The 6,356-nt window shown below is 63.4% G+C and carries 7 protein-coding genes; 3 read left to right on the top strand and 4 right to left on the bottom strand.

The window, feature by feature from the left end; translation table 11 throughout:
• Window positions 1-174 precede the first annotated feature (174 nt).
• From ABN482_RS14090 to ABN482_RS14080, 3 genes are all read left to right on the top strand, one after another.
• Window positions 175-603, top strand: coding sequence for an outer membrane protein assembly factor BamE (locus ABN482_RS14090; RefSeq protein WP_502877305.1), 429 nt, complete (start codon window positions 175-177; stop codon window positions 601-603).
• Window positions 604-619: 16 nt separating this feature from the next.
• Complete coding sequence (gene dapB, locus ABN482_RS14085; RefSeq protein ID WP_349504577.1) at window positions 620-1,411, top strand: 4-hydroxy-tetrahydrodipicolinate reductase; 792 nt, start codon at window positions 620-622, stop codon at window positions 1,409-1,411.
• A gap of 155 nt (window positions 1,412-1,566) precedes the next feature.
• Complete coding sequence (locus tag ABN482_RS14080; protein WP_349504576.1) at window positions 1,567-3,285, top strand: mechanosensitive ion channel family protein; 1,719 nt, start codon at window positions 1,567-1,569, stop codon at window positions 3,283-3,285.
• A 3-nt stretch (window positions 3,286-3,288) separates the two neighbouring features.
• On the opposite strand, the gene ABN482_RS14075 is transcribed toward ABN482_RS14080, so the two are convergent.
• The 4 genes from ABN482_RS14075 to ABN482_RS14060 all read right to left on the bottom strand — a co-directional run.
• Window positions 3,289-4,017, bottom strand: a complete 729-nt coding sequence (locus ABN482_RS14075) for a glutamine amidotransferase (RefSeq protein ID WP_349504575.1) — start codon at window positions 4,015-4,017, stop codon at window positions 3,289-3,291.
• Complete coding sequence (mog, locus tag ABN482_RS14070; RefSeq protein ID WP_143858843.1) at window positions 4,014-4,640, bottom strand: molybdopterin adenylyltransferase; 627 nt, start codon at window positions 4,638-4,640, stop codon at window positions 4,014-4,016. Before mog ends, ABN482_RS14075 begins: the two co-directional genes overlap by 4 nt.
• Before the next feature lie 105 nt (window positions 4,641-4,745).
• Complete coding sequence (locus ABN482_RS14065; RefSeq protein ID WP_349504574.1) at window positions 4,746-5,681, bottom strand: AEC family transporter; 936 nt, start codon at window positions 5,679-5,681, stop codon at window positions 4,746-4,748.
• Between the two features lie 321 nt (window positions 5,682-6,002).
• Window positions 6,003-6,356, bottom strand: a 354-nt coding sequence (locus tag ABN482_RS14060) for a hypothetical protein (protein ID WP_349504573.1), incomplete at its 5' end; no start/stop codon positions are given.

Genomic DNA, 6,356 nt, shown 5'->3' with positions numbered 1-6,356 from the left:
GCAAAGCGCAGGGACCCAGCCACATTATCCCGTTCATCAGGCAGGCCTCCCGGCGGGTTGAATACGCAATCATTACCCCCCTCCCCCCAATTCACCTGCGAGCAGCATCCCTTTTATGCTATGTTTGCGCCTGATATGTTTTTCCCACGCACTTTAAGTCGAGCGTCTGCTCCCATGAATCACTTTTTCGCCCGCGTTTCCTTCCGTCCCCTGGCAGCGGGACTGCTGATCGGCTGCCTGGCACTGACCGGTTGTTCGTCCGGCAAATGGGGCTTCCCCTACAAGGCCGGCGTCCAGCAAGGCAACTGGATCACCAAGGAACAGGTCGATCTGCTGCGTACCGGCATGACGCGTGCGCAGGTTCGCTTCGCACTGGGCAGCTCCACGCTGACCAGCGCGCTGCACGCAGACCGCTGGGAATATCCGTACTATTACCAGCCGGGCTACGGCGAGGCACAACACCGCATTTTCACCGTCTGGTTCGAAAATGACGTGCTGGTGCGCTGGGCCGGCGACCCCCAGCCTGAACTGGAACCCTTCCAGCAGGCCAAGGAAGACGAAAAACTGGAAAAAGCTGCCGAAGAGGCCGCCGAGAACCAGTAAACACAAGGATTCTGCTATGCGTATCGCCATTGCTGGCGCCAGCGGCCGCATGGGCCGCATGCTGATCGAGGCCGTTCTGGCCGATCCCGAACTGACCCTGGCCGTGGCGCTCGACCGCAGCGGCAGCCCGGCACTGGGCCAGGATGCCGGTGCCTTCCTGGGCCAGCGCACCGGGGTGCTGATGACCGACGACCTGTCGGCACTGGCCAACGCCGACTGTCTGATCGATTTCACCCGCCCCGAAGCCACCCTGGCTCACCTGCCGGTCTGTGCCGCACATGGCGTGCGCATGGTGATCGGCACCACGGGTTTTGACGAAGCCGGCAAGCAGGCCATCCAGGCCGCCTCCGAACGGACCGGGATCGTCTTCGCCCCCAACATGAGCATCGGCGTCAACGTCACGCTCAAGCTGCTCGAAACGGCCGCGAAGCTGCTGGACGATGGCTACGATATCGAGGTCTTCGAGGCACACCACAAGCACAAGGTCGATGCGCCTTCCGGCACGGCCATCAAGATGGGCGAAGTCATCGCCGCTGCGCGTGGCGAAAAACTCGAAGACGTGGCAACCTGGACCCGCCATGGCCTGACCGGCCCGCGCGAGCAGGACACCATCGGGTTCTCGGTCGTGCGCGGCGGAGATATCATCGGCGACCATACCGTCTTCTTCTGCGGTACCGGCGAGCGCATCGAAATCAGCCACCGCTCGGGCAGCCGGGCCGGCTACGTACAGGGCAGCCTGCGCGCCGCCCGTTTCCTGCAGGCTCATCAGAACGGCCTGTTCGACATGCCTCAGGTGCTGGGCTTCTGACCTCGGGCACCGCCCGACCGCCAATACCCGCGCCGTAAAGTCTTGCGAGCCAGGCACGCAAGACTTTGCCCCTGATGCGGGCCAGCCCAGGCCCTGCCAACGCACCTGCGCTTCCCGCAGCGATCCGGTTCCACCCTCACACAGAGGACATGACCTTGCGCAAATTTCTTCTGCTGCTCCTGATGGGACTGTGTTCCGTGATGTCTGTGGCGCAGGCCGCAGAGGCGACACGACCTCTGGAACCCATCAACCGCACGAGTCCCCGCGACACCTACCAGTCCTTCCTGGCGGCGGTGCAACGCCTGGAGCACGACTATGCGGCCTACGTGGCCGACAAGAACAACGCCCAGGTACCGCAACTGCGCCGCGACCTGCAGCGCATCCGCAATGTAATGGACCTGGAAAACCTGCCGCCGGCCACCCGTGCCAAGATCGGCAATGCGGCCACCGGCTACCTGTACGACATCCTGGCCCGACTGCCCCCCCTGGACCCAGGCAGCATTCCCGGCCCGGCCGAGGACGGCACCCTCGACGAACAGAAGTTGCCCAGCCGCTGGACCATTCCCGGCACGGATATTCAGATCGCCCGCATCAGCGATGGCCCCAATACAGGTGAATACCGCTTCACGCCGGAGAGTATCCAGCATCTGCGCGAGTATTACTTCAGCATTGTCGATCAGCCAGTCCTGAACTCCAGGATCTATCCGTTCCTGCACCGGACGCAGATCAATGCCACCGGGCCGCTGATTCCGGATGCGCTGGTCCTGGGCCTGCCCGAGCCCCTGACCGGAACCTATTATTTCGACGCCCCGCTCTGGAAAATCCTGGCTGTCGTCATCGTCATCCTGGGCGCGCTGCTGGTCGCCGCACTCTGGGCGGTGACGGCCGTGCGCCTGTCCCGACGCGCCTCGCTGGTCGGACGCCGCTGGTGGCAACTGACCATTCCCCTGGCCATCCTGGCGCTGTTTTCTTTCAGCGAATGGTTCATCGTTGTCCAGATCAACCCGGCCGGCCTGTTCGCCACCTCGGAAAGCATTTTCGTATCCGTGGTGTCATACCTGACCTGGGCCTGGGCGGCATGGCGATTCATCTACTTCATCGTGGATGCCATCATCAGCTCGCCGCGCATTCCGGAGAACAGCTACGACGCGCATTTGCTGCGGCTGATCGCCCGCATCGCATCACTTGGCACCGTCTGCATCATCCTCATCAACGGTGCCAACGAGATCGGCATTCCGGCGCTGGGGCTGGTGGCCGGTCTGGGCGTGGGCGGCTTTGCGCTGGCGCTGGCCTCGCAATCCACCATCGAGAACCTCTTCGGTGGCCTGTCCCTGTTCGCCGACCGCCCTTTCCGGGTAGGCGAAAGCATCAAATTCGGCGACCAGACCGCCAAGGTGGAACGCATCGGACCGCGCTCGAGCCGCCTGCGTGCCCGCAATGGCACGCTCTGTACCGTCCCCAATGCCGATCTGGCCAGGATGCACATCGTCAACTATTCGATGCGCTCGCAGTGCTACATGGACCAGCACATTTTCCTGCGCGGGGACAGCCGGCCCGATGCTGTCCGGATCCTGCTGGAGCGCCTGCGCACCCTGCTGCTTGCCGAACCGCTGCTCGAACAGGACAAGGGCTGGCCGACCGTGCGCATCATCGGCACACGGGACGGCCACATCGAACTCTGGGTCCGGGCCAATGTCCTGACGTCGGAGTACAACGTCTTCCTGGAAATCCAGGAACGCATTCTGTTGACCCTGCTGGATATGCTGCGCGAACTTGACCTGAAACTGGGGCGTCCCCTTGATTCCGCAGCAGCCGATATGCCGTCAGAATCCCCTCAAGGCATCGAGACGGCTCCGACTCAAACGACCCGGTAGGGATCACCCTTCCAGGTAGCGCCCCACGAACTGCGTCAGCAACGAGCGCGCCTGGGGCGTATCCTGCAGCGCATTCTCCAGCCCGGCGACGTCCAGGCCCTGCCCCTGCAAGGCCTCACGGCGCACGCCGATGATCGCCCCCAGTTCGACAGCCGTCATTTCCGGGTGAAACTGACTGGACATGGCCCGTTCGCCATAGCGAATGATCTGGTGTGCATCATGATCCGACTCCGCCAACCGCACGGCACCGGCCGGCATGCGCCGCACACTCTGGTAATGCGTCAGTTGCGCCGGGAAGCTCGCCGGCAGGTGTGACAGCACGGGATCGGCCGATGCGCCGGGCAACAAGCTAACCGTGCGCGTCCCGATCTCGATGCCCTCGGGATGATCGGCCACCTCGCCGCCCAGGGCGTGGGCCATCAACTGGTGTCCGTAGCACACCCCCAGCAAGGGAAAATCACTGGCAACGGCTTCACGAATCCAGCCGGCCACGGCTTCACTCCAGGGCGCGCGGTCAGTCACCATCGCCCAGGAGCCGCTGATCACGCCAACGGCATAACGGTTTTTCCAGTCCTGCTGCACCGTTTCACCCTCGAACACGCGCAGCACATCGACCTGCGCGCCTTTCGGCCCCAGCGCCCGCCGGAACCAGTCCGGCACATTGCCGCCAGCGGCCGTCTGCACAGGTGCCGGTGCATCACCGGCCTGCAACAGCAAAACGCGCCGGGTCATGACGCCCTCCGGGCCGACTTGGGACGAAACGCCGCCACGACCTCGGGCCGGGTTTCAGCATACGGCCCGCCGATCAGATCGATGCAATAGGGCACGGCGGCAAACACTCCCGGCACGACCACTGCGCCCTGCTCGTCACGCAGGCCTTCCAGTGTTTCGCGGATCGCCTTGGGCTGGCCCGGCAGATTGAGGATCAGCGCAGCATGGTCATCGGTTTCGCGCAGCACACCCACCTGGCGCGACAGGATCGCCGTCGGCACGAAGCGCAGGCTGATCTGCCGCATCTGCTCGCCAAAGCCGGGCATCTCCCGCGTCGCCACGGCCAGCGTGGCCTCGGGCGTCACATCGCGACGTGCCGGGCCCGTGCCGCCGGTGGTCAGCACCAGGTCGCAGCCCAGTTCATCGACCAGTTCGACCAGCGCCGCCGAAATCCGTGCAGGTTCGTCGGGCACCAGCCTGGACACACACTGGGGTGCGACCGTCAGCGCCTGCGCCAGCCACGACTGCAGCGAAGGAATGCCTTCATCGACATACACCCCTGCCGAAGCCCGATCCGAAACCGAAACCAGACCGACCAGCAACTGGTCGGGATGCGCGCGCGTCAAGCGCTGTGCCTTGCTCATGATGCCCTGCTCCTGAAAATCGTACCTGCGCATTGTACGCAGGCGCAGCCCGCCGCAACAGCTACCCCGCAGCGTCCGTCAGATGCATATGCCCCAATCGGGAGATCAGGCCGGGGCCAGCAGAAAAGCCGCCATCGTCACCACTGAAAACAGCGTGCTCACACCCAGGATGGATGCCATTTCCTGCTCGGCCACATGGTATTGCACGGCCAGGATCACGCAAATGGACGCCGTCGGGATCGCCAGTGTGATGACCGACATGCGCAGGGCATCCGTTTCCATCCCCATCCACAGCCCGATGGCCAGCGCCGCAGCCGGTATCACGACATTGCGGACGACCACCGCCCACGCCACCGTGCGGCTGAGCGCAATGCGATAGGAAAACAGGATCACGCCCGAGGCAAACAGGGCCACACCGCCGGTCGCACCGCCCAGCAATTGCAGGGAGGCCCGGATCTGGCCCGGCAGGCGCACATCCAGTATCAGCAGCACGAAAGCCAGCACGGGTGCCCAGACAATCGGCTCACGCAGGGTCTTGTTGAACATGTCGACCGGCGTATCCTGGGGTTCGTTTTCATCCTCGTTGGCATCCCGGGAGAGAACGAACAGCGTGGCCGGCACCTGCACCAGATTCATGACCAGACCGCACAGTGCCACCGGCGCCGCACTGATGCCGCCATACAGTTCGCCCAGCACCGGCATGCCGACAAAGGGAGCCGCCGGGCCGGAAACAGCCAGCGCCAGCAAAGCCGCTGTCTTGATGTCCCGCCTGAACACCTTGCGTGCCAGCACGAAGACCAGCGCATAGCTGGCCGTCATGCAGATGGCCAGCAAGGCCGCCATGGGCCCCTGCGCCAGCAACTGGGCGCGCTCGATCCCCATCATGCCCGCAAACAAGGTCAGCGGCAGGGCATAGAGCATGACCATGCGATTGAGCACGCCCCCCTGACTGGCATTGAAGTCATGGTGCCAGCCCGCGAAATAGCCAAGGCCCAACGTCACTACTATCGGCAGCAGCGCAGCAACGACGGTATCTATCATGATGCCCCCAGAATTTGGGCAAATTAGGTGAACAACCGGAATCCGGCTGGATGGAACGAGGCCGGCGGAACCGCACGCTTCAGTGGCAGCACACGCGGGAGAACACGCGTTGACGACTTACAGCTCATGAGCCAACGTGTAATGAATAAATAAATATGAAATGCAAAGTTACATAACTCGCCCTCGACTGTCAAGGATCGAAGGCAAGCGCCATGCCATTTTCGAACTCGTACCAAAACGGATGGCCCTTGCTCCCCTGCTATTCAGATAATCACAAAAGCGGGTCGGATATCAGGAAAGGGGCAGCCTGATGCCATGACCTCAGGCAGCAGGCCTCAGGTCCTGTTCAGATGCCAGGCCGAAGCAGGCACGCAGCACCAGCGGATCGCGTGCGATCTCACCCGCCAGCTCGATCAGCAGCTTGCGCTGCTCGGGCGCATATTCAATGGAAAAACAGAGATGGATTTCGCCGTGCGGCATGCCGGGCAAGGTCTCCATACGAACGACCTCCATGCCGATACCCAGGAATCCGGTGCAGACGCGTCGCCGTACCGCCTCGAAATGCGTCTGCTCGCAGATGACGGACAACCGCGTACGCCCACGGGCACGCACGGCGGCAGAGCGCTGGCCAGCCATGCGCGACTCCACGGCATCCCGACGGACACCGATACGGCG

The sequence above is a fragment of the Corticimicrobacter sp. genome (genome assembly GCF_040137905.1).
Lineage (GTDB): Bacteria > Pseudomonadota > Gammaproteobacteria > Burkholderiales > Burkholderiaceae_B > Corticimicrobacter.
This window is presented reverse-complemented; position numbering and strand designations above follow the sequence as displayed.

Excerpts from the sequence above, each read along its gene's own strand:
- ABN482_RS14090 (WP_502877305.1), top strand. The coding sequence starts at position 175 with ATGAATCACTTTTTCGCCCGCGTTTCCTTCCGTCCCCTGGCAGCGGGA.
- dapB (WP_349504577.1), top strand. The coding sequence starts at position 620 with ATGCGTATCGCCATTGCTGGCGCCAGCGGCCGCATGGGCCGCATGCTG.
- ABN482_RS14075 (WP_349504575.1), bottom strand. The coding sequence starts at position 4,017 with ATGACCCGGCGCGTTTTGCTGTTGCAGGCCGGTGATGCACCGGCACCT.
- mog (WP_143858843.1), bottom strand. The coding sequence starts at position 4,640 with ATGAGCAAGGCACAGCGCTTGACGCGCGCGCATCCCGACCAGTTGCTG.
- ABN482_RS14065 (WP_349504574.1), bottom strand. The coding sequence starts at position 5,681 with ATGATAGATACCGTCGTTGCTGCGCTGCTGCCGATAGTAGTGACGTTG.